This is a genomic window from Paracoccus sp. NBH48, from assembly GCF_015390265.1.
Lineage (GTDB): Bacteria > Pseudomonadota > Alphaproteobacteria > Rhodobacterales > Rhodobacteraceae > Paracoccus > Paracoccus marcusii.
The window spans coordinates 739300-762401 of the sequence record NZ_VUOJ01000004.1 but is presented as its reverse complement, the minus strand read 5'-3'; the positions used below and the strand labels follow the sequence as shown (position 1 = coordinate 762401).

25 protein-coding genes and 1 pseudogene are annotated in these 23102 nt (G+C 68.9%); 11 read left to right on the top strand and 15 right to left on the bottom strand.

Going from position 1 to position 23102, the window contains the following annotated elements:
• The first annotated feature begins 110 nt into the window (after window positions 1-110).
• Complete coding sequence (locus F1642_RS10630) at window positions 111-779, top strand: GntR family transcriptional regulator (protein ID WP_194886264.1); 669 nt, start codon at window positions 111-113, stop codon at window positions 777-779.
• Window positions 780-827: 48 nt separating this feature from the next.
• On the opposite strand, the gene F1642_RS16130 is transcribed toward F1642_RS10630, so the two are convergent.
• The 4 genes and pseudogenes from F1642_RS16130 to def (F1642_RS15850) all read right to left on the bottom strand — a co-directional run.
• A complete protein-coding gene (locus tag F1642_RS16130; protein ID WP_194886200.1) occupies window positions 828-1565 on the bottom strand; it encodes a calcium-binding protein in 738 nt (245 codons plus the stop codon).
• A gap of 145 nt (window positions 1566-1710) precedes the next feature.
• Window positions 1711-2211: a peptide deformylase gene (gene def, locus F1642_RS10620; protein ID WP_139599542.1), complete on the bottom strand. Its 501-nt coding sequence runs from the start codon at window positions 2209-2211 to the stop codon at window positions 1711-1713.
• Between the two features lie 2 nt (window positions 2212-2213).
• The gene (gene def / locus F1642_RS15855; protein WP_255522396.1) at window positions 2214-2699 is read right to left on the bottom strand and encodes a peptide deformylase; all 486 of its coding nucleotides are present in this window, start codon (window positions 2697-2699) and stop codon (window positions 2214-2216) included.
• A 39-nt stretch (window positions 2700-2738) separates the two neighbouring features.
• Window positions 2739-3242 (bottom strand): annotated as a pseudogene (gene def, locus F1642_RS15850) (peptide deformylase); the annotation flags it as partial.
• A 77-nt stretch (window positions 3243-3319) separates the two neighbouring features.
• On the opposite strand from def (F1642_RS15850), the gene F1642_RS10610 reads away from it, so the two are divergent.
• The 3 genes from F1642_RS10610 to F1642_RS10600 all read left to right on the top strand — a co-directional run bounded on the left by F1642_RS10610 (window position 3320) and on the right by F1642_RS10600 (window position 6162).
• Entirely contained in the window at window positions 3320-4504 is a 1185-nt protein-coding gene (locus tag F1642_RS10610) for a MalY/PatB family protein (RefSeq protein ID WP_194886198.1), read from the top strand.
• Between the two features lie 107 nt (window positions 4505-4611).
• Complete coding sequence (locus F1642_RS10605; RefSeq protein WP_194886197.1) at window positions 4612-5574, top strand: acetyl-CoA carboxylase carboxyltransferase subunit alpha; 963 nt, start codon at window positions 4612-4614, stop codon at window positions 5572-5574.
• Window positions 5575-5931: 357 nt separating this feature from the next.
• Window positions 5932-6162 (top strand): hypothetical protein, encoded by a 231-nt coding sequence (locus tag F1642_RS10600; RefSeq protein WP_045999942.1) that lies wholly within the window; start codon window positions 5932-5934, stop codon window positions 6160-6162.
• Here the strand turns inward: F1642_RS10600 and F1642_RS10595 are convergent.
• From F1642_RS10595 to F1642_RS10585, 3 genes are read right to left on the bottom strand one after another with little or no spacing between them, the layout of a single operon-like run.
• The gene (locus F1642_RS10595) at window positions 6147-6959 is read right to left on the bottom strand and encodes a 1-acyl-sn-glycerol-3-phosphate acyltransferase (RefSeq protein ID WP_194886196.1); all 813 of its coding nucleotides are present in this window, start codon (window positions 6957-6959) and stop codon (window positions 6147-6149) included. The genes F1642_RS10600 and F1642_RS10595 overlap by 16 nt on opposite strands.
• Window positions 6956-7867 (bottom strand): ABC transporter permease, encoded by a 912-nt coding sequence (locus F1642_RS10590; protein ID WP_194886195.1) that lies wholly within the window; start codon window positions 7865-7867, stop codon window positions 6956-6958. Before F1642_RS10590 ends, F1642_RS10595 begins: the two co-directional genes overlap by 4 nt.
• A complete protein-coding gene (locus tag F1642_RS10585) occupies window positions 7867-8541 on the bottom strand; it encodes a cell division ATP-binding protein FtsE (RefSeq protein ID WP_045982482.1) in 675 nt (224 codons plus the stop codon). The genes F1642_RS10590 and F1642_RS10585 overlap by 1 nt, the downstream gene beginning before the upstream one ends.
• A gap of 113 nt (window positions 8542-8654) precedes the next feature.
• Here F1642_RS10585 and F1642_RS10580 point away from each other — a divergent pair, with 113 nt between their 5' ends.
• On the top strand, window positions 8655-9476 hold the full coding sequence (locus F1642_RS10580) for a zinc-ribbon domain-containing protein (RefSeq protein ID WP_194886194.1): 822 nt from the start codon (window positions 8655-8657) through the stop codon (window positions 9474-9476).
• A 4-nt stretch (window positions 9477-9480) separates the two neighbouring features.
• Here the strand turns inward: F1642_RS10580 and F1642_RS10575 are convergent, their stop codons facing one another.
• The 4 genes from F1642_RS10575 to argH all read right to left on the bottom strand — a co-directional run bounded on the left by F1642_RS10575 (window position 9481) and on the right by argH (window position 14845).
• Entirely contained in the window at window positions 9481-11940 is a 2460-nt protein-coding gene (locus F1642_RS10575; protein ID WP_255522395.1) for a DUF4175 domain-containing protein, read from the bottom strand.
• Window positions 11941-12014: 74 nt separating this feature from the next.
• The gene (lysA, locus tag F1642_RS10570; protein ID WP_194886193.1) at window positions 12015-13280 is read right to left on the bottom strand and encodes a diaminopimelate decarboxylase; all 1266 of its coding nucleotides are present in this window, start codon (window positions 13278-13280) and stop codon (window positions 12015-12017) included.
• Window positions 13281-13448: a hypothetical protein gene (locus F1642_RS10565; RefSeq protein WP_164871393.1), complete on the bottom strand. Its 168-nt coding sequence runs from the start codon at window positions 13446-13448 to the stop codon at window positions 13281-13283.
• On the bottom strand, window positions 13445-14845 hold the full coding sequence (argH, locus tag F1642_RS10560; protein ID WP_194886192.1) for an argininosuccinate lyase: 1401 nt from the start codon (window positions 14843-14845) through the stop codon (window positions 13445-13447). The genes F1642_RS10565 and argH overlap by 4 nt, the downstream gene beginning before the upstream one ends.
• A gap of 23 nt (window positions 14846-14868) precedes the next feature.
• On the opposite strand from argH, the gene F1642_RS10555 reads away from it, so the two are divergent.
• Window positions 14869-15417: a TlpA disulfide reductase family protein gene (locus tag F1642_RS10555; RefSeq protein ID WP_045983641.1), complete on the top strand. Its 549-nt coding sequence runs from the start codon at window positions 14869-14871 to the stop codon at window positions 15415-15417.
• On the opposite strand, the gene F1642_RS10550 is transcribed toward F1642_RS10555, so the two are convergent.
• Window positions 15395-15970, bottom strand: coding sequence for a DNA-3-methyladenine glycosylase I (locus F1642_RS10550; protein ID WP_194886191.1), 576 nt, complete (start codon window positions 15968-15970; stop codon window positions 15395-15397). The genes F1642_RS10555 and F1642_RS10550 overlap by 23 nt on opposite strands.
• A 111-nt stretch (window positions 15971-16081) precedes the next feature.
• Between F1642_RS10550 and F1642_RS10545 the strand changes: the two genes are divergently transcribed.
• The 3 genes from F1642_RS10545 to phbB all read left to right on the top strand — a co-directional run bounded on the left by F1642_RS10545 (window position 16082) and on the right by phbB (window position 18993).
• Complete coding sequence (locus tag F1642_RS10545; protein WP_045983643.1) at window positions 16082-16882, top strand: EAL domain-containing protein; 801 nt, start codon at window positions 16082-16084, stop codon at window positions 16880-16882.
• Window positions 16883-17011: 129 nt separating this feature from the next.
• Window positions 17012-18184, top strand: coding sequence for an acetyl-CoA C-acetyltransferase (locus tag F1642_RS10540; protein ID WP_045999935.1), 1173 nt, complete (start codon window positions 17012-17014; stop codon window positions 18182-18184).
• Between the two features lie 83 nt (window positions 18185-18267).
• Complete coding sequence (gene phbB, locus F1642_RS10535; RefSeq protein ID WP_194886190.1) at window positions 18268-18993, top strand: acetoacetyl-CoA reductase; 726 nt, start codon at window positions 18268-18270, stop codon at window positions 18991-18993.
• Window positions 18994-19074: 81 nt separating this feature from the next.
• Here phbB and F1642_RS10530 read toward each other — a convergent pair whose 3' ends face one another.
• The 3 genes from F1642_RS10530 to F1642_RS10520 are packed head-to-tail and all read right to left on the bottom strand — an operon-like array spanning window position 19075 to window position 20223.
• The gene (locus F1642_RS10530) at window positions 19075-19239 is read right to left on the bottom strand and encodes a YdcH family protein (RefSeq protein WP_064503545.1); all 165 of its coding nucleotides are present in this window, start codon (window positions 19237-19239) and stop codon (window positions 19075-19077) included.
• 59 nt (window positions 19240-19298) lie between these two features.
• A complete protein-coding gene (locus tag F1642_RS10525) occupies window positions 19299-20057 on the bottom strand; it encodes a tRNA1(Val) (adenine(37)-N6)-methyltransferase (RefSeq protein WP_194886189.1) in 759 nt (252 codons plus the stop codon).
• Window positions 20050-20223, bottom strand: coding sequence for a DUF2007 domain-containing protein (locus F1642_RS10520; RefSeq protein WP_194886188.1), 174 nt, complete (start codon window positions 20221-20223; stop codon window positions 20050-20052). Before F1642_RS10520 ends, F1642_RS10525 begins: the two co-directional genes overlap by 8 nt.
• 111 nt (window positions 20224-20334) lie before the next feature.
• Here F1642_RS10520 and F1642_RS10515 point away from each other — a divergent pair, with 111 nt between their 5' ends.
• Window positions 20335-21336 (top strand): polyprenyl synthetase family protein, encoded by a 1002-nt coding sequence (locus F1642_RS10515; RefSeq protein WP_045983648.1) that lies wholly within the window; start codon window positions 20335-20337, stop codon window positions 21334-21336.
• A gap of 245 nt (window positions 21337-21581) precedes the next feature.
• On the top strand, window positions 21582-22988 hold the full coding sequence (locus F1642_RS10510) for an ammonium transporter (protein ID WP_045983649.1): 1407 nt from the start codon (window positions 21582-21584) through the stop codon (window positions 22986-22988).
• The last annotated feature ends 114 nt before the right edge of the window (window positions 22989-23102 follow it).

Sequence of the window (23102 nt, the reverse complement as noted above, 5' to 3'; positions counted from 1 at the left end):
CGAAAGCGTATCAATAATTCTGTATACAGCACACAGAAGGCAATATTGACTTGCCACCCCCGCCGTCATAGCCAGAGAGAGACGCGCCAACGGAGACGCCGGTGACCGACATGTCAGACACAGACGCCCGCATCGAACGCCTGCCCCTGCTGGACGCGATCCTATCGCGTCTGCGCGACATGATCATCGAGGGGCAGCTGCCACCCGGCACCCGCCTGAACGAGGGCCAGATCGGCCAGCAGCTGGGCGTGTCCCGCACGCCGCTGCGCGAGGCGATCAAGTACCTGGCATCCGAGGGGCTTGTCGAACTGGTCCCGGCACGGGGCGCGGTGGTCAAGCAGTTCGGCGCGCGCGAGGTCCGCGACATGCTGGAGGTGATCCGCATCCTGGAGCAGCAGGCGGGGATCATCGCCTGCGCGCAGGCGACGGATGCGGGCATCGCGGGGGTGCGGGCGCTGCATGACAGGATGCTCGACTGCTATGCCCGGCGCGACCGCATGGCCTATTACAAGCTGAACCAGGCGATCCATACCGCCATCGTGGCACTTGCCGACAACGGTGCCCTGTCCGAGGTGCATGCCCGCCTGCAGACCCGGTTGAAGCGCGTCCGCTTCATCGGGCACGAAGGTGCGGAAAAATGGGCCAGCGCGGTCGCCGAGCACGAACGGATGATCGCGGCGCTGGAGGCGCGGGATGCGGACGGACTGTCGGACGTCCTGGGCCGCCACCTGACCCTGGCGTGGGAGCGGGTGCGCGACGACCTGCCTGCGCAGACATGAAAAAACCCCGCGCAGGGCGAACCTGCGCGGGGGGACCGTCAAAAGATCTTACCAGGAAAAGTCGTCGCTGCTCATCTGGTTCAGGCGGAAATCCTCGATGACCAGCTGGTTGGGGCCGAAATTCAACACGACGTCGGACCCGCTCTGCACGGCGGCGCCGCGGATCTGGGCATAGCTGTCGACATTGGCCAGGGCGCGCAGGTCGATGTCGTCGTCGCCGTTCTCGAAGTCGGTGATCCGGTCGCGCCCGCCGTTGAAGACGAACACGTCCGCCCCCTCGCCGCCGGTCATCGTGTCGTTGCCCAGCCCGCCGTTCAGCGTGTCGTTGCCCTCTCCGGCGATCAGGCGGTCGGCGCCGAAGCCCGCGATCATCCGGTCGTCGCCCTCGCCCCCGGTCAGGATGTCGTTGCCCGCCCCCGACGCCATGCGGTCGTTTCCGTCACCGCCGTCCAGCGTGTCGCGCCCGGCGCCGGCGTACAGGACGTCGTCGCCATCGCCGCCCCAGACGCGGTTGTTGCCGTGGCCGGCGGCGACGATGTCATTGCCCTCGCCCGCGGCGATCACGTCGCTGCCCGCGCCCGCCCAGATGCGATCGTTCCCCGAGTCGCCGGACACGCGGTTCGCGCCCTCGCCGGCCCAGATGCGGTCGTTGCCCTCGCCTCCGTCGATCGTGTCGTTGCCACGAAAGCCATAGAGCGCATCGTCACCCGACCGGCCATAGATTAGGTCGGCCACGTTGGTGCCGGTCAGGCGGTTGTCGTCGTCATTTCCGAACAGTCGTGCCATGGGGTGCATCCTTCTGAAAATCTCGGCGCCGCGGCGATCTTGCGACGGGGCGCGACGCCGGTCCCCGCTGCACGGACGGCCTTTCGGGCCATTCGACAGCAGAACGGCACGACGGGTCGTTCTATTCCATGACGACGAAAAAAAATCAGCGGCGGTGCAGCTTGGCCGACCGCGCGACCAGCATCTTGCGGCGCAGGGGGGTCAGGTGATCGACATACATCCGCCCGGCCAGGTGGTCGATCTGGTGCTGGACGCTGGTGGCCCACAGGCCGACGAAATCGCGGTCCTCCTCGACGCCGTCCTGGTTGAGGAACCGCACCGTGACCGCCCGGGGGCGGCTGATCGGGGCCGAGACGCCTGGCAGGTTGGGGCTGGCCTCCTCGTGCTCGCGCAGCTTGACGCTGGCATGCAGGATCCGGGGGTTGGCCATGCGGACCGCCTGTCCGCGCGGCCCCGAGGCATCGACGACGGCCAGCGCCATCATGATGCCGATCTGGGGCGCGGCCAGGCCCACGCCGGGCATCGCCTCCATGGTGTCGACCATGTCGTCCCAGATCATGCGGACGGATTCGGTGATCTCTGCCACCGGCGCGGCGGCGCGATGCAGGCGGGGGTCGGCATAGGGCAGGAACGCGCGCGCGGCCATGGTCAGTCCTTCACGATCAACAGGCCGTCCAGGTGATCGACCTCGTGCTGGGCGATGCGGGCGGCGGGACCCTGCATGTCGCGCACCTGATAGCGGCCGTCCAGATCATACCAGCCGATTCCGATGGCGGCGGGGCGCGTGACCTCGACGGGGCGGCCGGGGATGGACAGGCACCCTTCGGTCGCGGTCTCGGTCTGCGGCGACCGGACCAGGATCTCGGGGTCGATCAGGACCAGAGGATCGGGCGCGCCGTCCTTCCAGCCGGCATCCATGACGAAGATCCGGCGCAACACGCCGATCTGCGGGGCGGCCAGGCCGCGGCCCTGGGCGTGATACATGGTGGCCAGCATGTCGGCGGCCAGCACGCGCAGTTCGGGGCCGGTCATGTAGCCGGCGGGTTCCGCGCGCAGGCGCAGGCGCGGGTCCGGCCACAGGACGATGTCGCGCAGGGTGCCAAGGCCAAGATCCCCCGGCAGGTCGGGGCGCATCCAGCCGCTGGCACCCGTGCGATCAGGCACGGGCCAGGTCCGCTTCAGCTTGACCATCTTGCGGGTGATCATCTGCCGCTTGATGGCGGAGAGGTGATCGATGAACAGCACGCCGTCCAGGTGGTCCAGCTCGTGCTGGGCGCAGGTGGCCCACAGCTCGTCGAACTCGCGTTCATGGGTCTTGCCGTCCAGCCCCAGCCAGCGCATGCGGATCTGCGCGGGGCGCGTGACCTCTCCGTACTGGTCGGGGATGGACAGGCAGCCCTCCTCATAGGTGTTGGGCGTGTCCGACGCCCAGGTCACCTCGGGGTTGACCAGCACCAGGGGCGCGCGCGGCGCCTCGGGGTCGCGGTTGGCATCCATGGTGAAGACGCGCAGGCCCACGCCGATCTGCGGCGCGGCCAGGCCGATGCCGGGCGCCTCGTACATGGTGGCCAGCATGTCCGCGGCCAGGGTCTCGATCTCGGGCGTGATGCGGGCGACGGGCTGGGCCACCTTCTTCAGGCGCGGATCGGGATGGATCAGGATGGGTCTCAGGCTCATGTCCCGGATTTAGGGCAAGCCTTCACCATAAGCAACAACCCCGCTAGGCTGGGATGACGCAGCCCCCAGGAGCCCCCATGACCCATCCCGACTTCGACCGCATCATCGACCGGCGCGGCACGCATTGCAGCAAATGGGACGACATGCAGGCGGCCTATGGCGTGGCCCCCAATGACGGGCTGGCCATGTGGGTGGCCGACATGGACTTCGCGCCCCCCGCCTGCGTGCAGGCCGTGGTGGACCGCGCCGCCGCGCATGGCATCTATGGCTATCCCGGCGCGAACGCGCCCTATCTGGCCGCGATCGGCTGGTGGATGGAGCACCGCCACGGCTGGCCGATCCGGCCCGAATGGGTGCTGACCTGCGCGGGTCTGGTCAATGCGGTGGCGATGGCGCTGCAGGCCTATACGCAGCCGGGCGACGGGGTGGTGGTGATGGCACCGGTCTATCACGCCTTCGGCCGGGTCGTCCGCGCGGGCGGGCGCGACCTGGTCGAGCTGCCCTTGGCCGAACGGGACGGCCAATACGTGATGGATTGGGACGCGTGGGAGGGGATGCTGACCGGGCGCGAGCGCCTGCTGATCCTGTGTTCGCCGCACAATCCCGGCGGCCGCGTCTGGTCCGAAGCCGAACTGCGCCAGGTCGCCGATTTCTGCGACCGCCACGACCTGATCCTGATCTCGGACGACATCCATGCCGACCTGGTCCTGCCGGGCGGCCCCCGTCACCGGATGATGGCGACCGTGGCACCCGACATCCTGCCGCGCCTGGTGACGCTGACCGCCGCCACCAAGACCTTCAACATCGCGGGCGCCCATATCGGCAACGCGATCATCCCCGACCCCGACCTGCGGGCGCGGTTCCAGGGCGCGCTGGCCGCCGCGGGGATCTCTCCGGCGATGCTGGGCCAGGACATGGTCGCGGCCGCCTATTCGCCCGAGGGCGCGGCTTGGGTCGATGCGCTGGTCGATTACCTGGACGGCAACCGGCGGATCTTCGATCAGGCGGTGAACGCGATTCCCGGCCTGCGGTCGATGCCCCTGCAGGCAACCTATCTGTCCTGGGTCGATTTCCGCGACACCGGCATGACCGACGCGGAAATCACCCGTCGCATCCAGGACGACGCCCGGATCGCGGCCAATCACGGCGCGACCTTCGGGCTGGGCGGCGACGGGTTCATGCGCTTCAACATCGCGACGCCGCGGGCGCGGGTGATCGAGGCGGCGGACCGGCTGCGCGCGGCCTTCGCCGACCTGCAGTGACGCGGGCGCGGCACCCGGCCCCGCGGGTGCTGGCCACTGCGCCCGCGTTGCAACCCGTCCCGCACCGACCTATATAGCGCCAAACCCGAACCCCAAAGGCATGCCGCATGGTCTATCTGGATTTCGAAAAACCGCTCGCCGACATCGAGGGCAAGGCCGAGGAACTTCGCGCCATGGCCCGCAAGGGCGACGGCACCCTCGACGTCGAGAAGGAGGCCGCGGCGCTGGACCGCAAATCGTCGGACCTGCTGCGCGACCTCTACAAGACCCTGGACCCCTGGCGGAAGACGCAGGTCGCCCGCCATCCCGACCGCCCGCATTGCAGCGACTATATCCAGGCGCTGTTCACCGAATACACGCCCTTGGCGGGCGACCGCGCCTTTGGCGACGACCATGCGGTGATGGGCGGCCTGGCGCGTTTCAACGACGCGCCCTGCGTGGTGATCGGGCATGAGAAGGGCAACGACACCAAGTCGCGCATCCACCACAATTTCGGCATGGCCCGCCCCGAGGGATACCGCAAGGCGATCCGCCTGATGGACATGGCGCACCGTTTCGGTTTGCCCGTGATCACGCTGGTGGACACGCCCGGCGCCTATCCCGGCAAGGGCGCCGAAGAACGGGGACAAAGCGAGGCGATCGCCCGCTGCACCATGAAATGCCTTGAGATCGGCGTGCCGCTGGTCAGCGTCATCATCGGCGAGGGCGGGTCCGGCGGGGCCGTGGCCTTTGCCACCGCGAACCGCATCGCCATGCTGGAGCATTCGATCTACTCGGTCATCTCTCCGGAAGGCTGCGCGTCGATCCTGTGGAAGGACGCCGAAAAGATGCGCGACGCGGCCGAGGCGCTGCGCCTGACCGCGCAGGACCTGAAGAAGCTGGCCGTGATCGACCGCATCATCGCCGAACCCCTGGGCGGGGCGCAGCGCGCACCCGATGAGGCCATCGCCGCCGTGGGGGCCGAGATCACCGCGATGCTGGCCGAATTGTCGGACATGAAACCCGACCAGCTGATCAAGGACCGCCGCGCCAAGTTCCTGGCGATGGGCTCCAAGGGGCTTGCGGTCTGACGCACACGATACTGTGACCGACCTGCAACAGCCGTCCCGTCATGGGGCGGCTGTCGCGTTTTGCCGTCTTGCGCGAAATGCAAGGCTGGGCCAGCCTGCACTCCTGCCCGCAACGCATGCGCGAAAGGAGGGGCTCATGACATCATATGCCAATGCCCCCGCCCTGACCCGCACCGGTTCGATGCGTCCCTTGTCGTCGCGACAAGGCGCCTGACCGCCGCAAGGCAGACCCCGCTGACATCATGACCTGACACGACCGCGATCCGCGGGCCTGTCCGCATGGCGTCATCCCTTCCCTGAACCCCATCGACCGCACAAGGCACCGCCCTGTCCGGTCCCCATCTCCGGAGACTGACGATGATTGCCGATCTTCATCCGCAAAGCGCCCGCCTGCGTCCCGCGATGCACCGCCTGATCGCCCGACACGGCGCGACGGCGGTCTTATGGGCCGCGATCCGCGCGGCGCTGCTGCCACGGCGCAGGCGGCCGCGGCCGCCCGATCCGTACCTGATGTCCCCGCACATGCGGCGCGACATCGGGCTGCCGCCGCAGGGGCCACATGTCCCGCGCTACTACGACCTGAGGTGAGAGCGGTTCCGGGCGGCGTCATCGGCGTCGCCCGGTTCCGGCAGGACCAGCCCGGCCTCGGCCATCAGGCGGTCGGAATGGGTCTCGATCTCGGCCCGCAGGCGGGGCAGGAAACCCTCGGCCGGGATGGTGGGATCGATGGGCGGCAGGAACTCGACCACTGCGCGGCCGGGGCGGATGCCCCACCCGCTGCGCGGCCAGAACATGCCCGTGTTCACCGCGACGGGCACGACCGGCAGGCCGGTCCCCTCGCGGATCGTGGCCACGCCCTGCTTGTAGGGCTTGCGCTGGCCCGGCAGGGTGCGCGTGCCCTCGGGATAGATGATCAGCTGGCCCAGCCCCTCGGCCGACAGGCGCTGGTTGATGGTGCTGCTGATCGCGGCCATCGCGTCGCGCCCGCGCGACCGGTCGATGGGGATGCAGCCGGTCTTCCACGCGTACCAGCCCATGACCGGGACGCGCATCACCTCGCGCTTCATGATGAAGGCGCGGCGGGGGACGGCATGGGCGATGACCATGATGTCCCAGAACGACTGGTGCTTGGCCGCGACGATGCAGTCATGGGTCGGCGGCGTGCCGCGGATCTCGCAGGTCAGGCGCAGGTGGATGCGCGCGGCCCAGACCATGTAGGCGATCCAGCGCGTAGCGATGCGGTTCGCGCCCGCCCGCCCGTGGCGCAGCGCGGGCAGACCGAACAGGCCGATGATCAACGTGGCGCAGGCGACATGGACATAGAACAGCACGTTCTGGACGTACTGCCAGGGGGTCAACGCGCCGGGACGCGCGCCGTCGGTCATCGCACGGCCTCCAGCATCTTCAGCGCCGCCCACCGCGTGGCGACGAAGCCCACACCGGCCGCGATCAGCGGGATGGTCAGCGGCATCAGCCAGTCGGCGCCCTGAAAGCCCAGCCCGGTCAGGAACCCGCCCGCGGCGCTGGCATCGGGCAGGATGGCGATCGCGCCCATGCCCAGCACGGTGCCGACGGCGGACCCCATCGCGGCGCGCCGGGTGAACCGGCGCACGAAGGCCGTGGCGATGGTCAGGTCGCGCGCGCCGATCAGGCGCAGAACGCGGATCACCTGGACGTTCGCGGCCAGCGCGGCCTTGGCCGCCAGCGTGATCATCGCGGCCGAGGCGGCCCCGATCAGCATCAGCGACACGATGCCCAGCATCCGCAGGCGGTTCGCGGCCGAGACCAGCGGCCGGCGCCATTCGGTGTGATCGTCCAGCACCGCGCCCGGCACCTCGGCCTCAAGGCGCAGGCGCAGGCCCTCGGCGTCGAACTCGCCCTCGACGGTCAGGTCGATCAGGGCGGGCACGGGCAGCGCGTCCACGGGCATGTCCGGCCCGAACCACGGCTCCAGCAGCTGGGCCAGCTCGTCCTCGGGCAACAGCCGCGGTGTGCCCGCGCCCGGCGTGGTCTGCAGGATCGACAGCGCCGATTGCACCAGCGCGTCCTGTTCCGCCACCGGCGCGCTGACGCGGACCGTCACGCTGCCGGCCAGTTCGGAGGACCAGCGGTCGGCCAGCCGCCCCGTCGCCAGCGCCAGCGCCAACGCGAACACCGCCAGGAACGCCATGGCGCCTGCGGAAAACAGCGTCAGCTGCGCCGTGAACCCGGTCGGCGGCACGATGCGGTCGCCGGCGCCGTCCTTGTCACCCGTCAGGCCCTGCCACAGGCTTCCGATATTCAGCCGTCCCATCAGAGATCCGCCCCCGCCAGATGCAGGCTGCCGCCGGTGATCCGCAGGACGCGCGCCGTCACCTGCGCCTTGGTGGCGCGGATCAGGTTCAGGTCATGGGTCGCCACCAGGACGGTCTTGCCCGACTTGTTCAGCTCGATCAGCAATTGCATCAGCCGCATGGACATGTCCCAGTCCAGGTTGCCCGTGGGTTCATCCGCCAGCACCAGGTCCGGCGACAGGATCACCGCGCGGGCCAGCGCCGCCCGCTGGCGCTCGCCGCCCGACAGCGACGGTGGCAGGGCGCGGGCGTGCTGAGACAGCTGGACCCAGCCCAGAAGATCGCGCAGCGCGTCCATGTCCACCTCCTCTCCGGCGATGGAGAGGGGCAGCGCGATGTTCTCTGCCAGGGGCAGATGGTCCAGGAACTGCGGGTCCTGGTGGACCACGCCCACGCGGCGGCGCAGATCGGCGATGCCGTCGCGCGACAGCCCGCGCATGTCCTGGCCAAAGGCCGTCATCTGGCCCGAACTGGGCAGAAGATCCGCAAAGCACAGCCGCAGCAGCGTGGTCTTGCCCGACCCGGACGGTCCGGTCAGGAAATGGAACATGCCCGGCTGCAGGGTCAGCGTCATGCCCGACAACAGCTCGTCCTGGCCCTGATAGCCGAAGCCGACATCCCGCATCTCGATCAAGCGCCACCTCTTTTCCGCTGCGACCCGTCTGGTGCGGGCCCTTGGCGCCCGGCGCGACTTGGAAGCCGGACCCGCGCTTGATAGAACAGCCGCACGATGAATGCGAGGGTGGCATGGCTGAATTCAAGTTGATCTGTCCGGGTTGCCGCGCCGAATATGCGCTGCCCCCCGACGCCATTCCCCAGGGCGGCCGCGAGGTCGAATGCCCCGCCTGCGGCCATGTCTGGCAGGCCCATCCCCCGGCCGCCGGGGGACGACTGGATCTGGGCCGCTTCTTCAGCAGGCGCCCCGACCAGGACGAGACGCCCCGACCCCTGCCGCCGGCCCGCGCGCGCCTGTCCCCGGACGTGCTGGACATGCTGAAAAGCGAGGTCGATCACGAACGCCGCATGCGCGACGCCGAACAGCCGGACGACCCGCGCCCCGGCGCCGAGGAGATCGACTGGCCCGCGACCACCGTGACGCTGCCCCCAATGCCCGCGGCCCTGCCCCCGCCGTCCCCGGCCATCGCAGCGCCGAACCCCGCGATTCCGGATGCGCCCCGCGCCCAGGTCCCCCGTGGCCCTGACGCCCGTGACGCCCGTGACGCCCGTGACGCCCGTGACGCCCGTGACGCCCGTGACGCCCGTGACGCCCGTGACGCCCGTGAACCGGAACGGCGCCAGCCGGACCTGCGCCAGCCCGAATTGCGCCAGCAGGCCGAAACCACGGTGCATCGCCGTGCCACGGCCACGCCCATCCGGGTGATGCGCCAAGGCCGCGGCTTTGGCGCGGGCATGACGCTCTCGCTGCTGGCGGCTGCGGCGGTGCTGGCGGTCTATCTGCTGGCCCCGGTGGCCGAGGCGCGCGGCTGGCCGCTGTCGGGGACGCTGGCTACGGCGCGCGACGGGCTGGACGCACTGCGGCAATGGCTGGCGACCCGCGTCGGCGGCTGAGCCGTCAGAACCGGTCCAGCAACCGGCCCAGGTAATCGCGTTCGTCCTGCGGGCGGTCCGGCTGCCCGCTGCGGCGGCGGATCTCGTCCAGCAGATCGCGGGCACGGCGTGCGGGGTCCAGCCCCTCTGCCAGCGGATCGCCGTTGGTGATGACATTGCCGCCGCCCATGCTCTCGCGGCCCAGGGGGTCCAACTGCGGCCGACCCTGATAAGGCTGCCCCTGGCTGCCCTGCGCCGACTGGCCGGGTTGCTGGCCGGGCTGCTGCCCCTCGCCGCCCTCCTGCCCCTCCTGCCCCTCCTGGGCCATCATGTCGCCCAAGGCGCGCATCCCCTCGCGCATGGACTGGATCGCATCGGCTTGGCGCTGCATCGCGCCGGCCATGTCGCCGTCACGCAGGGCCTGTTCGGCGTCCTCCATCGCGCGCCCGGCCTCGTCCAGCTGACGCCGCGCCGCGTCGCCCTCGGGTGACCCCTGCCCCGGCATCAGCCCCTGCTGCTGGCCCAACTCCTCGCGCAGCGCGCGCTGGCGGTCGGCCATGCTGCTGCCGTCCTGGCCGTCGTCACCGGGCTGCTGGCCTTGGCCGGACTGGCGCTGCATGTCGCGGAACGCCTCGTCCGACAGCTCCTGCTGCTCGCGCAGCGTGTCGGCAAGGCGGTTCATCGGCTGGCTGCCCTGCCGGCCCTCTCCCTCGCCCTGCCCCTGGCTTTGCTGAACCTGCAGGTTCTCCATCATCCGGTTGAACTGGTCCAGCAGGGCCTCGGCCTCGGCCATGCGGCCCTCGTTCATCAGGCGCTGGATCTCGTCCATCATCTCCTGGATCTGGTCTGCGGTGATGGTCTGGCCCTGCTGGCCGCCCCGGTCGGGGCTGTCGGCCTGATCCTGCGGCTGGCTTTCCTGTGCCAGCATGTCAGTATAGGCGTCGGTCGCCTCGCGCAGCTCGTCCATCAGCCGCTGGACCTCGTCGGGGCTGGCCCCGTTGCGGATCGCCTCTGACAGGCGCTCCTGCGCGGCGCGCATCCGTTCCAGCGCATCCGACAGACCGCCATCCTCCAACAGAATTGCGGCCTCCCACAGGGCCTCGGCCAGACGGTCGCGGGCCTCCGGGGTCAGCTCGTCCCCGTCCAGCAGCCGCACCGCCGCGCGCAGCTCGGCATACAGATCGTCCTCGACGAACCCCTCGGGCTGCCAGGTGACGGCGCGCAGGATCTCGGCGCTGCGCCCGGCATTCTGGCGCGACCACAGCAGGTCGCGGCGCAACTCGATCAGCGTGGCCGCGAACGGATCGAAGAACCGCCGCCCCGGCAGGGGCAGCGCCATCGGGTCGGACTGGCCCGCCTGGTCGATCCCGTCCACCGCGCGCAGCGTGACGGTCACGGGCAGGTTGGCCCAAGGGTGGCGCGACAGGTCCTCGGCCAGCTGCCCCTGCACATCACGGCGGTCGCCCCGTGGCAGGGGCAGGTCCAGCGCCACCGGGTCGCGCGGCTCGGGCGCGACGGTCAGGCCAAAGCGGCGATCGACCGCGTCCAGGTCCAGCGCGATGACCGCCTGAGCCGAGATGACGCCGTGATCGTCCCCGGCCTGGTAATCCTGGATCATCCGCCCATCGGCGCGGCGCGTGGGCGCGGCGCCTGCGCGGATCACCGGGACGGCATCGGGCTGTACGGTCACGGCGAAACGACGTCCCTGGACGTCGATGCTGCCAGAGCGGTCGGCCCGGAATGCCGGCGCCGTCGGATCGTCCGACGTGACAGGCCCGATGTCCTGAGTCACCTCTGCCCCCTGGGCATAGAGGCGAAAGCTGACCGTGCTGCCCTGGGGCAGGTCCAGCACCTGCCCCTCCTCCAGGGCGTTCAGGTACAGGGTCGGGCGGCGGGTATAGGCGGGCGGTTCGGCCCAGCCCTCCCAGACGGGCCCCTGCGGCGGCGCGGCGCCCGGCTGCGGCGTGGCCATCGTCGCGGCCAGGGCGCGCAGACCCAGGCCCATCTGGCCCGCCCCCCCGAAGATCAGCGCCATCACCAGCGCCACCAGCCCCGCCAGCCGCAGGGCGAACGGGTCGCGCCGGGCAAGGTCCGCATCGGGGCGCACCGCGCGCGCGGCCAGCGCGGCATCGCGCATCTGCGCCAGATGCGCCTGCCACAGCGGCCCCTCGCCGCCGATCGCCGCACGGTCGGACAGCGCGGTCAGCGGGCGCCCGGGCAGGGTGCGGTCCAGCCGGGCCACCACCTCGGCCCGGCGCACGCGGCGAAAGCGCCATCCGCCCCGCACCGCCGCGATCACGACCGCCAGCAGCCACAGGCCCGCCAGCCAAGGCAGCAGCACCTGAGGCAGGGCCGCCACCGCGCCCAGCCACAGCGCCGCGATGCCGAAGAACAGCAGCGTCGTCAGCGGCCAGAAGGCCCGCGCCGCGCGTTCCCATGCCATGCCCGCGCGGGTCAGGCGCAGGGCACGGGCCACCGGCCCCATCTCCGTTGTGAAAATATCCTCGGGGGTCCGGGGGCTGACGGCCCCCGGGCTGTCGGTGTCGTGCTGTCGCCCGATCAAAGCCATGCCGGGATGCTATCCCGTGCCAGCATTTCCTCAAACGTCGGGCGTGCCCGGATGACGGCGAAGTGATCGCCCTGCACCAGCACCTCGGGGACCAGCGGGCGGGAATTGTATTCCGACGCCATCACCGCACCATAGGCCCCGGCCGACCGGAACGCGACCAGCCCCCCTGCCGCCAGTTCGGGCAGATCGGCTCCCTTCTGGAAGGTATCGCCCGATTCGCAGACCGGACCCACCACGTCATAGGGCCGGACCGGCGCGCCGACGGCGGGTTCGACCAGAGGGACGATGTCGTGATGCGCGCCGTACATGGCCGGGCGCAGCAGGTCGTTCATCGCCGCGTCCACGATCAGGAATTCGCGATCCTCGCCGTTCTTCACATAGATCACGCGCGACAGCAGGACGCCCGCATTGCCCACGATGTTGCGGCCCGGCTCGATCTCGATCTGACAACCCAGATCGCCCACGGTCTCGCGGATCACCTGCCCGTATTCGATGGGCAAAGGCGGCGCGCTGTTGTCGCGGCGATAGGGGATGCCCAGGCCGCCGCCCAGGTCCAGGCGGGTGATGTCGTGCCCCTCGGCGCGCAGCGCACGGGTCAGTTCGGCCACCTTCAGATAGGCGGCGCGGAACGGTGCCAGATCGGTCAGCTGGCTGCCGATATGCACATCCACACCCACGACGCGCAGCCCCGGCAGGGACGCGGCCTCGGCATAGACGGCCATGGCGCGGGAAATCGGGATGCCGAACTTGTTGTCGGACTTGCCCGTGGCGATCTTCTCGTGCGTCTTGGCGTCCACGTCGGGGTTCACGCGGATCGCCACCGGCACCGTGGCGCCCATGCTGACGCACAGCGCGGACAGGGCGCGCATCTCGGGCTCGCTCTCGATGTTGACCTGCCGGATGCCGCCTTCGATGGCCATGCGCATCTCGGGGATGGTCTTGCCCACGCCCGAGAAGACGATCCGCTCGCCCGGCACGCCGGCGGCCTTGGCGCGGGCGTATTCCCCGCCCGACACCACGTCCATGCCCGCGCCCAGATCGCCCATCAGCTTTAGCACCGCCAGGTTGCTGTTCGACTTGACCGCAAAGCAGACCAGGTGGTCGGTCCAGTCCAGCGCCTGCCGGAACAGGCCGAAATGCCGCGTCAGCGTGGCCGCGGAATAGACATAGACGGGCGTGCCGACCTGCTGCGCGATGCAGGACAGGGGCACGTCCTCGGCATAGAGTTCGCCGTTCCTGTAGAGGAAGTGGTCCATCTACAGCTCGGCCGACACGCCGAACCGGGCATCGCCGCTGACGGTGACGCCCATCTGCTGCTGCAGGGGCTTCTCGACCGGGCGCTGCGGGGCGCCGTCGACGCCGCAGCTGGCCAGAACGGCCACGACCACGACCAGGACGACGACGATGATGACCGTGTTTCTCATGCCAGTTTCTCCTTCCAGCGGGTGATCTGCGCGCGCACCTGCGCGGGCGCCGTGCCGCCATAGCTTTGGCGCGAGGCGACGGAATTGTGCACGCCCAGCACATTGAACACATCGTCGGTGATCTGACCATGCACCGATTGCATCTGCGCCAGCGTCAGGTCGGGCAGATCGACGCCCCCCTGTTCGGCCAGGGCCACCAGCGATCCGGTGACATGATGGGCGTCGCGGAACGGCAGGCCCAGTTCGCGCACCAGCCAGTCGGCCAGATCCGTCGCGGTAGAGAACCCGGCCCCCGCCGCGGCCTCCAGCCGGTCGCGGTTCGCGGTCAGGTCCGACAGCATGCCGGTCATCGCGGCCAGCGCCAGCATCAGCGTGTCGGCGGCGTCGAAGACCTGTTCCTTGTCCTCCTGCATGTCCTTGGAATAGGCCAAGGGCAGGCCCTTCATCACCGTGAACAGCGCGACGGTCGCCCCCAGGATGCGGCCGATCTTGGCGCGGATCAGCTCGGCCGCGTCGGGGTTGCGTTTCTGCGGCATGATCGACGACCCGGTCGACCACTTGTCCGACATCGACACGAACCGGAACTGGGCCGAGGACCAGATCACCAGTTCCTCGGCCAGGCGCGACATGTGGACGGCGCAGATGCTGCTGGCTGCCAGGAACTCCAGCGCGAAATCCCGGTCGCTGACCGCGTCCAGGCTGTTGGCCATGGGACGGTCGAAATCCAGGGCCGCAGCGGTCATGTCTCGGTCGATCGGATAGCCCGTGCCCGCCAGCGCCGCGGCGCCCAGGGGCGATTCGTTCATGCGCTTGCGGGCGTCCTGGAACCGCGACAGGTCGCGGCCGAACATCTCGACATAGGCCATCATGTGGTGGCCCCAGGTCACCGGCTGCGCGGTCTGCAGATGGGTGAAGCCCGGCATGACCCAATCGGCGCCGCGTTCGGCCTGCGACAAAGCCGCGCGGATCAGTGCGGTCAGCCCGTCGATGGCCGCGTCGCACTGGTCGCGCACCCACAGCCGGAAATCGGTCGCCACCTGGTCATTCCTGGACCGGCCCGTGTGCAGGCGGCCTGCGGGTTCCCCGATGACCTCCTTCAGGCGGGCCTCCACGTTCATGTGGATGTCCTCCAGGTCGGTGCGGAAGGCAAACTGGCCGGCCTCGATTTCTGACAAGACGGTGAGCAGGCCTTTCCCGATGGCCTCGGCATCGCTATCGCTGATGATGCCCGTGGCGGCCAGCATCGCCGCATGGGCCCGGCTGCCCCGGATATCCTGGGCGTAGAGCCGCCGGTCGAACCCGATCGAGGCGTTGATCGCCTCCATGATCGCGTCGGGACCGGCGGCAAAGCGCCCGCCCCACATGCTGTTGGCGGTGGTCTGGGGCCGGTCGGTCATCAAGTACGTCCTTCGGAGGTCACATGCTGCGTTCCGCCCTGCTTTATACGGCCCTTGTTTTCGGTGCAAACACCGCCTTCGCCGCAGGCCCCGACTGGCAGGCGGCGCGCGACGGGGGGCTGGACAAGCTGGTCGTGGCCGAAGACCCCGCCCCCGTGGCGGCCGCCGAGTTCACCGACCGCGACGGCGGCACCCACACCCTGGCCGACTGGCAGGGCAAGGTCGTGCTGCTGAACTTCTGGGCCACCTGGTGCGCGCCCTGCCGCGAGGAGATGCCCGCCCTGGACCGCCTGCAGGCCGAACTGGGCGGCGACGACTTCGAGGTGGTGACGATCGCCACCGGACGCAACGCGGTCGAGCGCATCGACGATTTCTATGCCGAGGTCGGCGTCGAGAACCTGCCGGTCCTTTTGGACCCGCGCCAGCAGGTCGCGCGCGAGATGGGCGTCGTGGGCCTGCCCGTGACGGTGCTGATCGACCGCGAGGGCCGCGAGGTCGCCCGCTATCTGGGCGACGCCGAATGGGATTCGGACGCCGCCAAGACGCTGGTCACCCAGCTGACAGCGCCCTGACGGGACCATGCCTGTGGCAGGTCACGACATGGTCGTTCACCATGCCCGTGGCCTGCATGAAGGCATAGGTGATCACCGGACCGCAGAACCCGAAACCGCGCGCCTTCAACGCCTTGGACATCGCGTGCGATTCGGGCGTGTCGGTGGGGACGTGTCCCAGGTCCGGCCAGTCATTCTGGATCGGCGCGCCGCCGACAAAGGACCACAGCCAGGGAGCGAACCCTTCGGACGCCTCGATGTCCAGAAAGGCGCGGGCGCCGCGCACGGCGGCCTCGATCTTGCCGCGGTGGCGGATGATGCCGGGGTTCGTCAGCGCACGGTCGATCCGCGCCGCGTCCCACGCCGCCACGCGTTCGGGGTCGAACCCGTCGAATTCGGCGCGAAAGGCATCGCGTTTCTTCAGGATGGTGATCCAGGACAGGCCCGCCTGGAACCCGTCCAGCACCAGCTTTTCCCACAGCGCGCGCGGGTCGCGTTCGGGCACGCCCCATTCGGTGTCGTGATAGGCGACATAGACCGGCAGATCGCCGCACCATCCGCAACGGTCCATCATCTGTTAACCCAAACCTGAGAAAGAGATCACGATTCACGGCAGGTTAAGCCAATATGGGCAGACTGCAAGCAGACCCGACTCGGTAAGAGGCCGCCCGTGAGCGACAGAATTATGGACAACAGCTCGCCCCTAGAGGACGCGATCCGCCATCAGGACCGCATCACCCTGGCGGCCGTCACGTCGGCGGTGGAAAAGGGCAGCGCGACGCTGGCCTTCCAGCCCATCGTCCAGGCGCAGCGCACCAAGACCCCCGCCTTTTACGAAGGGCTGATCCGCATCATCGACGACAGCGGCCGCCTGGTGCCCCTGCGCGATTTCATGCCCCAGGCCGAAGTCACGGAGCTGGGCCGCAAGATCGACTGCCTGTCGCTGTCCCTGGGCCTGCAGACCCTGGCCGAGGATCCGGGCCTGCGCCTGTCGATCAACATGTCTGCACGCTCGATCCTGTATCCCGAATGGATCAACACCCTGCGCCGCGGGGTGTCCGACGACACCACCCTGGGCGAACGCCTGATCCTGGAGATCACCGAAAGCAGCGCCATGGGCATGCCCGAGGAGGTCCAGACCTTCATGGCCGAGGTGCAGGGATACGGCATCAGCCTGGCGCTGGACGATTTCGGGGCGGGCTATACCTCGTTCCGCTATCTGCGCGACTTCTGCTTCGACATGATCAAGATCGACGGCCAGTTCATCCGCGAGATCGCGACCAAGCCCGACAATCAGGTCCTGACGCGCGCGCTGCAATCCATCGCGCATCATTTCGACATGTTCACCGTGGCGGAATCGGTCGAGACGGCGGACGAGGCCGCCTTCCTGATCGATATCGGCATCGATTGCCTGCAGGGCTACTATTTCGGGGCCCCGACCATCGCCCCGCCCTGGAAGAAACCCCCGTCCTTGGCCAGCCGCTGAGGGCAACTTCCGCCCATCCGGGCGGGGGCCATCATCCGAAAGTCCCAAGGCTTCGACTTGACGTAGCGTCCCGAAACAGCATCCTGACCCCAGGCCGGTTCGTCCGGCACTGATGCGAAGGAGTCTGCCGTGACCAAAGCCGTAATCGTTTCCGCCGCCCGCACCCCGGTCGGAAGTTTCCTGGGGGCCTTTGCAAATGTCCCCGCCCATGACCTGGGCGCAGCCGTCCTGGCCGAGGTCGTCGCCCGCGCCGGCATCGACGCGGCCGAGGTCGACGAGACGATCCTGGGTCAGGTGCTGACTGCCGCGCAGGGCCAGAACCCCGCCCGCCAGGCGCATATCAAGGCCGGCCTGCCGCAGGAATCCTCGGCCTGGGGCATCAACCAGGTCTGCGGATCGGGCCTGCGCGCCGTCGCGCTGGCCGCGCAGCAGGTGATCCTGGGCGACGCCCGCGTGGTGCTGGCCGGGGGTCAGGAAAGCATGTCCCTGTCGGCGCATGCCGCCTATCTGCGCGCCGGTCAGAAGATGGGCGACATGCAGTTCATCGACACGATGATCCGCGACGGGCTGTGGGACGCGTTCAACAATTATCACATGGGTCAGACGGCCGAGAACGTCGCCGCCAAGTGGCAGATCAGCCGCGACCAGCAGGACGAATTCGCGCTGGCCTCTCAGAACAAGGCCGAAGCCGCCCAAAAGGAAGGCCGCTTCGACGACGAGATCGTCGGCTATACCGTCAAGACCCGCAAGGGCGAGACGGTCGTCGACAAGGACGAATACATCCGCCACGGCGCCACGATCGAGGCGATGCAGAAGCTGCGCCCCGCCTTTACCAAGGACGGATCGGTCACCGCGGCCAATGCATCCGGCCTGAACGACGGCGCGGCCGCGGTCATGGTGATGACCGAGGACGAGGCCGCGCGCCGCGGCCTGACGCCCTTGGCGCGCATCGCCAGCTATGCCACGGCGGGCCTGGACCCGGCGATCATGGGTACCGGCCCGATCCCGGCCAGCCGCCGCGCGCTGGAGAAGGCCGGCTGGTCGGTCGGCGATCTGGACCTGGTCGAGGCGAACGAGGCCTTTGCCGCCCAAGCCTGTGCGGTGAACAAAGACATGGGATGGGATCCGTCCATCGTGAACGTCAACGGCGGCGCCATCGCCATCGGTCACCCGATCGGCGCCTCGGGCGCGCGAGTCCTGAACACGCTGCTGTTCGAGATGCGCCGCCGCGACGCGAAAAAGGGCCTGGCCACGCTGTGCATCGGCGGGGGCATGGGCGTCGCCATGTGCTTGGAACGCTGAGCCAATTTGGCGCGCAATGATCTTGCGCGCCGAAACTTCATTGATTAGCAATATTTCAAGAACCTAAAGAAGGAGGGGGAAACATGTCGAAAGTCGCACTGGTCACCGGAGGATCGCGGGGCATCGGCGCCGCCATCTCGAAGGCGCTGAAGGATGCGGGCTATATGGTCGCGGCCAATTACGCCGGCAACGACGACGCCGCGCGCGCCTTCACCGAGGAGACGGGCATCAAGACCTACAAGTGGTCGGTCGCCGATTACGACGCCTGCGCCGAAGGCATCAAGCAGGTCGAGGCCGAACTGGGCCCCGTCGCCGTGCTGGTCAACAACGCCGGCATCACCCGCGACGCGATGTTCCACAAGATGACCCCCCAGCAGTGGAAAGAGGTCATCGACACCAACCTGACTGGCGTCTTCAACATGACCCATGGCGTCTGGAACGGCATGCGCAACGCCAAGTTCGGCCGCGTGATCAACATCAGCTCGATCAACGGGCAGAAGGGTCAGGCGGGCCAGGCGAACTATTCCGCGGCCAAGGCGGGTGACCTGGGCTTCACCAAGGCGCTGGCCCAGGAGGGCGCGCGCGCGGGCATCACCGTCAACGCCATCTGCCCCGGCTACATCGGCACCGAGATGGTGCGCGCCATCGACGAAAAGGTGCTGAACGAACGCATCATCCCGCAGATCCCCGTCGGCCGCCTTGGCGAACCTGAGGAGATCGCCCGCGCCGTGGTGTTCCTGGCCGCGGACGATGCAGGCTTCATCACCGGGTCCACGATCAGCGCGAATGGCGGCCAGTTCTTCGTCTGACGTCGGACCGCACTGCTGAAACGGCAAGGCCCGCGCGATCTGCGCGGGCCTTTTTCCGTTTGGTGTCGGGTCGGCGACGGGTCAGTGACCCAGTCTGTTGATCTGCTCCTTGAGACGCAGTTTCTCGCGCTTCATCGCGGTGATTTCGTGGTCGCGGGCACTGGGGCTCCTCTGGGCCCTCTCCACGGCGACCGAAAGGTTCTGATGCTTCTTGCGAAGCTCCTCGACATGGGAAGCAACCGTCATCGCGTACTCCTCTATAGTTGTCTCGAACCAGTCCAGTGCACCACAGCTTGTTGATTCTGTCACGCGGCTTTCGCAATTCCCATCGCGATCGGCGCACCATCGCGCAGAACCTGGGCAGCCAGGGGGGTCAGATCCTCGGCATCGCGGTCGTGACGGGGGGCGGCATGGGTGATCAGGGGTGCCAGCAGGCGCAGCGGACCGCGCGCGCCCTTTCGCGACGCGACCAGGACGCGCCCCGCGGGGCTGCCCGCCCGCGCGGCGATGGGTAGGATCGTCACCGCCCCGGCACGCGCGCCAAGCGCGGCCATCACCCCGTCCAGGCGGTCGGCCCGCTGGATCAGCGTCAGCCAGCCGCCGGGCCGCAACCGCCTGAGGCCCGCATCGATCCACTGCGCCAGCGGCGTCTCCTCGCGTCTGGCCAGGGCGCGGCCCGCGTCGGGCGCGGCCGTGCCCCCCAGGAAATAGGGCGGGTTCATCATCACGTGATCAAAGGAGGCGTCGCGCAGATCCCGCGGCGGGTCGGTCAGATCGCCGGTCAGGACCGTCAGCGCGATGCCGTTTGCAGCTGCATTGCCGCGGGCCAGGTCCGCATAGGTCTGCTGCCGCTCCAACCCGGTGATCACCAGGTCCGGCACCCGCCAGCCCAGGCACAGGCTGGCCACCCCCGCCCCACAGCCCAGTTCCAGCACCGCCTGCCCCGGCCGCGCGGGACAGGCCGCGGCCAGCATCACCGCATCCGCCCCCGCGCGATAGCCGCGCGCGGGCTGACTGATGCGCAGCCGCCCGTCCAGGAATCCGTCGATGCGGGTGTCAGTCATCCAGCCCGTTGTCGCGCAGGATGGCGCGGGCCATGAATTCGTCGCGGTCCGCGACCATCAGCCGCGCGGGCAGCACGCCGATCGATCCCTCCAGCACGCTCATGTGCTGATCCATCGGAAAGGTGGCGATCCCTTCGGATTCCAGCAGGCTGGTGGCGGCGGACATGCGGACCGGATCGTTGCTGCGGAAAAAGCTCTTTCATCGGCGCGACGTTAAGCGGCGGTTGCGCATTTGTCGATGCCGTGGCAATGCACGGTCGCAGACACGGGGTATGGCATGACTGTGCAGGACAACGTCCGCAAACCGCTGGATCGGCTGAGCGAGGCCCTGACCGCCGAAATGGAGGCGGTCAACGCGCTGATCCGCGACCGCATGGCCAGCCGCCATGCCCCCCGCATCCCCGAGGTGACGGCGCATCTGATCGAGGCCGGCGGCAAGCGCCTGCGCCCGATGCTGACGCTGGCCGCGGCCAAGCTGCTGGGCTATCCCGGCCCGTGGCATGTACACCTGGCCGCGACGGTCGAATTCATCCACACCGCCACGCTGCTGCATGACGACGTGGTCGACGAAAGCGCGCAGCGGCGCGGACGCCCGACGGCGAACCTGCTGTGGGACAACAAGTCCAGCGTGCTGGTCGGAGATTACCTGTTCGCGCGCAGCTTTCAGCTGATGGTCGAACCCGGCAACCTGCGCACGCTGGAGATCCTGGCCAATGCCAGCGCCACCATCGCCGAGGGCGAGGTGCTGCAGCTGACCGCGGCGCAGGACCTGGCAACCGACGAATCCGTCTATCTGCAGGTGGTGCGCGGCAAGACGGCGGCGCTGTTTTCCGCCGCGACCGAGGTGGGCGGCGTCATCGCCGGTGCGCCCGACGATCAGGTGCAGGCGCTGTTCGATTACGGCGACGCCCTGGGCATCAGCTTCCAGATCGTCGACGACCTGCTGGATTACGGCGGTGCGACCGAGACGATCGGCAAGAACGTGGGCGACGATTTCCGCGAACGCAAGCTGACCCTGCCGGTCATCAAGGCCATCGCCAAGGCCGACGCCGAGGAACGCGCCTTCTGGACCCGCACCATCGAGGCGGGCGACCAGCGCGACGGCGATCTGGAGCACGCGCTGTCGCTGCTGGCCCGTCACGGCGCGATGGAGGCCGCGCGCGCCGATGCGCTGGCCCATGCCGCACGGGCCCGCGCGGCGCTGCAGGTGCTGCCCGCGCATCCGATTCGCGACATGCTGGCCGACCTCGCGGATTTCGTCGTCAGCCGCGTGGCCTGACCGACCCCCTTTTCGTCGTCTCCCACCCTGCGTTTTCGGCGGCCCTTTCGGGGCTGCCGCAGCCGCACGCGGCGCGCCTGAAATTCGGGCATCGCCCCGCATTATAGCCCATTTTCCCGGCATGACCGGTCTGGACGCCCTGAATCAGTGCCTGCGGCCTGTGCAAGCGGCTGCATTCTGCCAATCCAAGGGGCGAAGTTCGCCGCAGCTGCGGCCCGTGGGGTGATGTTAAGGATGAGAGAAGTATGAGAAAGCTTTCCGCATATGGTCTTTTGGCGGCGGCCCTGTCCGCCGTCCCAGCCTTCGCGCAGGACGCCGCGGCCCCGGTCGTCGAGGCGGCGGCCCCCATCGTCGACAAGGGCGATGCCGCCTGGCTGATGATGTCGGCCGTCCTGGTCATCTTCATGACCCTTCCGGGCCTGGCGCTGTTCTATGGCGGCCTGGTGCGCGCCAAGAACATGCTGTCGGTGCTGATGCAGGTGCTGACCATCTTTTCGATCATCGCGATCCTGTGGGTCGCCTTCGGCTATTCGCTGGCCTTCACCGGTGCCGGCAGCGCCGAGGACGCGACCTTCTTCACCCCCTATATCGGCGGACTGTCCAAGGCGTTTCTGGCGGGCGTGGGCACCGATGCCCTGGCCGAGACCTTCTCGACCGGCGTGTACGTCCCGGAACTGGCCTTCGTGATCTTCCAGATGGCCTTCGCCTGCATCGCCTCGGCGCTGATCGTGGGTGCCACGGCCGAGCGGCTGAAGTTCTCGGCGGTGATCCTGTTCGTGGTGATCTGGTTCTGCTTCTCCTACATCCCGATGGCCCACATGGTCTGGTGGTGGGGCGGCCCGTCGGCCTATGACGCGCCCTCGGGGCTGCTGTTCGGGCATGGCGCGCTGGATTTTGCCGGCGGCACGGTGATCCACATCAACGCAGGCGTCGCGGCGCTGGTCGCGGCCATGGTCGCAGGACCCCGCCTGGGTTATCGCAAGGAGCTGCTGGCGCCCCATAACCTGACCTTCACGCTGGTCGGCGGCTGCATCTTGTGGGTCGGCTGGTTCGGCTTCAACGCGGGCTCCAACCTCGAGGCCAACGGCCTGACCGCACTGGCGATGATCAACACCGCCGTCGCCACCGCCGCCGCCGTGCTGGCCTGGTCGTTCGGCGAATGGATGATGCGCGGCCATCCCAGCCTGCTGGGCGGCATCTCGGGCGCCATCGCGGGCCTGGTCGGCGTGACGCCGGCCGCGGGCTTCGTCGGACCCATGGGCGCCATCGCGATCGGCCTGATCGCCGGCCTGGTCTGCATGTGGTTCGTCATCTCGGTCAAGCCCCGCATGGGCATCGACGACAGCCTGGACGTGTTCGGCATCCACGGCGTCGGCGGCATCGTCGGCGCGATCCTGACGGGCGTCTTCGCGGCCCCGTCCCTGGGCGGCGGCGGCGTGTTCGACTATTCCACCGGCGCGGTGGGCGAATACGCGATGGGCGCGCAGGTCTGGAACCAGACCCTGGGCGTGATCATCGCCATCGTCTGGTCGGCGGTCGTGTCCTTCATCGCGATCCATATCGTCAAGGCGCTGATCGGCCTGCGCGTCAGCGACAGCGACGAACGCCAGGGCCTGGACGTGACCACCCACGGCGAGAACGCCTACAACTGATCGGGCGCCCGCCCCACGGCAAAGGCCCGGCCCCTGCGGCCGGGCCTTTCGCATGACCGGCAGGCGGGGAAAATCACGCTTCGGTCAGCCCAATTCCCCCCGACGCAAACTTGC

Excerpts from the sequence above, each read along its gene's own strand:
- F1642_RS10630 (WP_194886264.1), top strand. The coding sequence starts at position 111 with ATGTCAGACACAGACGCCCGCATCGAACGCCTGCCCCTGCTGGACGCG.
- F1642_RS16130 (WP_194886200.1), bottom strand. The coding sequence starts at position 1,565 with ATGGCACGACTGTTCGGAAATGACGACGACAACCGCCTGACCGGCACC.
- def (WP_139599542.1), bottom strand. The coding sequence starts at position 2,211 with ATGGCCGCGCGCGCGTTCCTGCCCTATGCCGACCCCCGCCTGCATCGC.
- def (WP_255522396.1), bottom strand. The coding sequence starts at position 2,699 with ATGCGCCCCGACCTGCCGGGGGATCTTGGCCTTGGCACCCTGCGCGAC.
- F1642_RS10610 (WP_194886198.1), top strand. The coding sequence starts at position 3,320 with ATGACCCATCCCGACTTCGACCGCATCATCGACCGGCGCGGCACGCAT.
- F1642_RS10605 (WP_194886197.1), top strand. The coding sequence starts at position 4,612 with ATGGTCTATCTGGATTTCGAAAAACCGCTCGCCGACATCGAGGGCAAG.
- F1642_RS10600 (WP_045999942.1), top strand. The coding sequence starts at position 5,932 with ATGATTGCCGATCTTCATCCGCAAAGCGCCCGCCTGCGTCCCGCGATG.
- F1642_RS10595 (WP_194886196.1), bottom strand. The coding sequence starts at position 6,959 with ATGACCGACGGCGCGCGTCCCGGCGCGTTGACCCCCTGGCAGTACGTC.
- F1642_RS10590 (WP_194886195.1), bottom strand. The coding sequence starts at position 7,867 with ATGGGACGGCTGAATATCGGAAGCCTGTGGCAGGGCCTGACGGGTGAC.
- F1642_RS10580 (WP_194886194.1), top strand. The coding sequence starts at position 8,655 with ATGGCTGAATTCAAGTTGATCTGTCCGGGTTGCCGCGCCGAATATGCG.
- F1642_RS10575 (WP_255522395.1), bottom strand. The coding sequence starts at position 11,940 with ATGGGGCCGGTGGCCCGTGCCCTGCGCCTGACCCGCGCGGGCATGGCA.
- lysA (WP_194886193.1), bottom strand. The coding sequence starts at position 13,280 with ATGGACCACTTCCTCTACAGGAACGGCGAACTCTATGCCGAGGACGTG.
- F1642_RS10565 (WP_164871393.1), bottom strand. The coding sequence starts at position 13,448 with ATGAGAAACACGGTCATCATCGTCGTCGTCCTGGTCGTGGTCGTGGCC.
- argH (WP_194886192.1), bottom strand. The coding sequence starts at position 14,845 with ATGACCGACCGGCCCCAGACCACCGCCAACAGCATGTGGGGCGGGCGC.
- F1642_RS10555 (WP_045983641.1), top strand. The coding sequence starts at position 14,869 with ATGCTGCGTTCCGCCCTGCTTTATACGGCCCTTGTTTTCGGTGCAAAC.
- F1642_RS10550 (WP_194886191.1), bottom strand. The coding sequence starts at position 15,970 with ATGATGGACCGTTGCGGATGGTGCGGCGATCTGCCGGTCTATGTCGCC.
- F1642_RS10545 (WP_045983643.1), top strand. The coding sequence starts at position 16,082 with ATGGACAACAGCTCGCCCCTAGAGGACGCGATCCGCCATCAGGACCGC.
- phbB (WP_194886190.1), top strand. The coding sequence starts at position 18,268 with ATGTCGAAAGTCGCACTGGTCACCGGAGGATCGCGGGGCATCGGCGCC.
- F1642_RS10530 (WP_064503545.1), bottom strand. The coding sequence starts at position 19,239 with ATGACGGTTGCTTCCCATGTCGAGGAGCTTCGCAAGAAGCATCAGAAC.
- F1642_RS10525 (WP_194886189.1), bottom strand. The coding sequence starts at position 20,057 with ATGACTGACACCCGCATCGACGGATTCCTGGACGGGCGGCTGCGCATC.
- F1642_RS10520 (WP_194886188.1), bottom strand. The coding sequence starts at position 20,223 with ATGTCCGCCGCCACCAGCCTGCTGGAATCCGAAGGGATCGCCACCTTT.
- F1642_RS10515 (WP_045983648.1), top strand. The coding sequence starts at position 20,335 with ATGACTGTGCAGGACAACGTCCGCAAACCGCTGGATCGGCTGAGCGAG.
- F1642_RS10510 (WP_045983649.1), top strand. The coding sequence starts at position 21,582 with ATGAGAAAGCTTTCCGCATATGGTCTTTTGGCGGCGGCCCTGTCCGCC.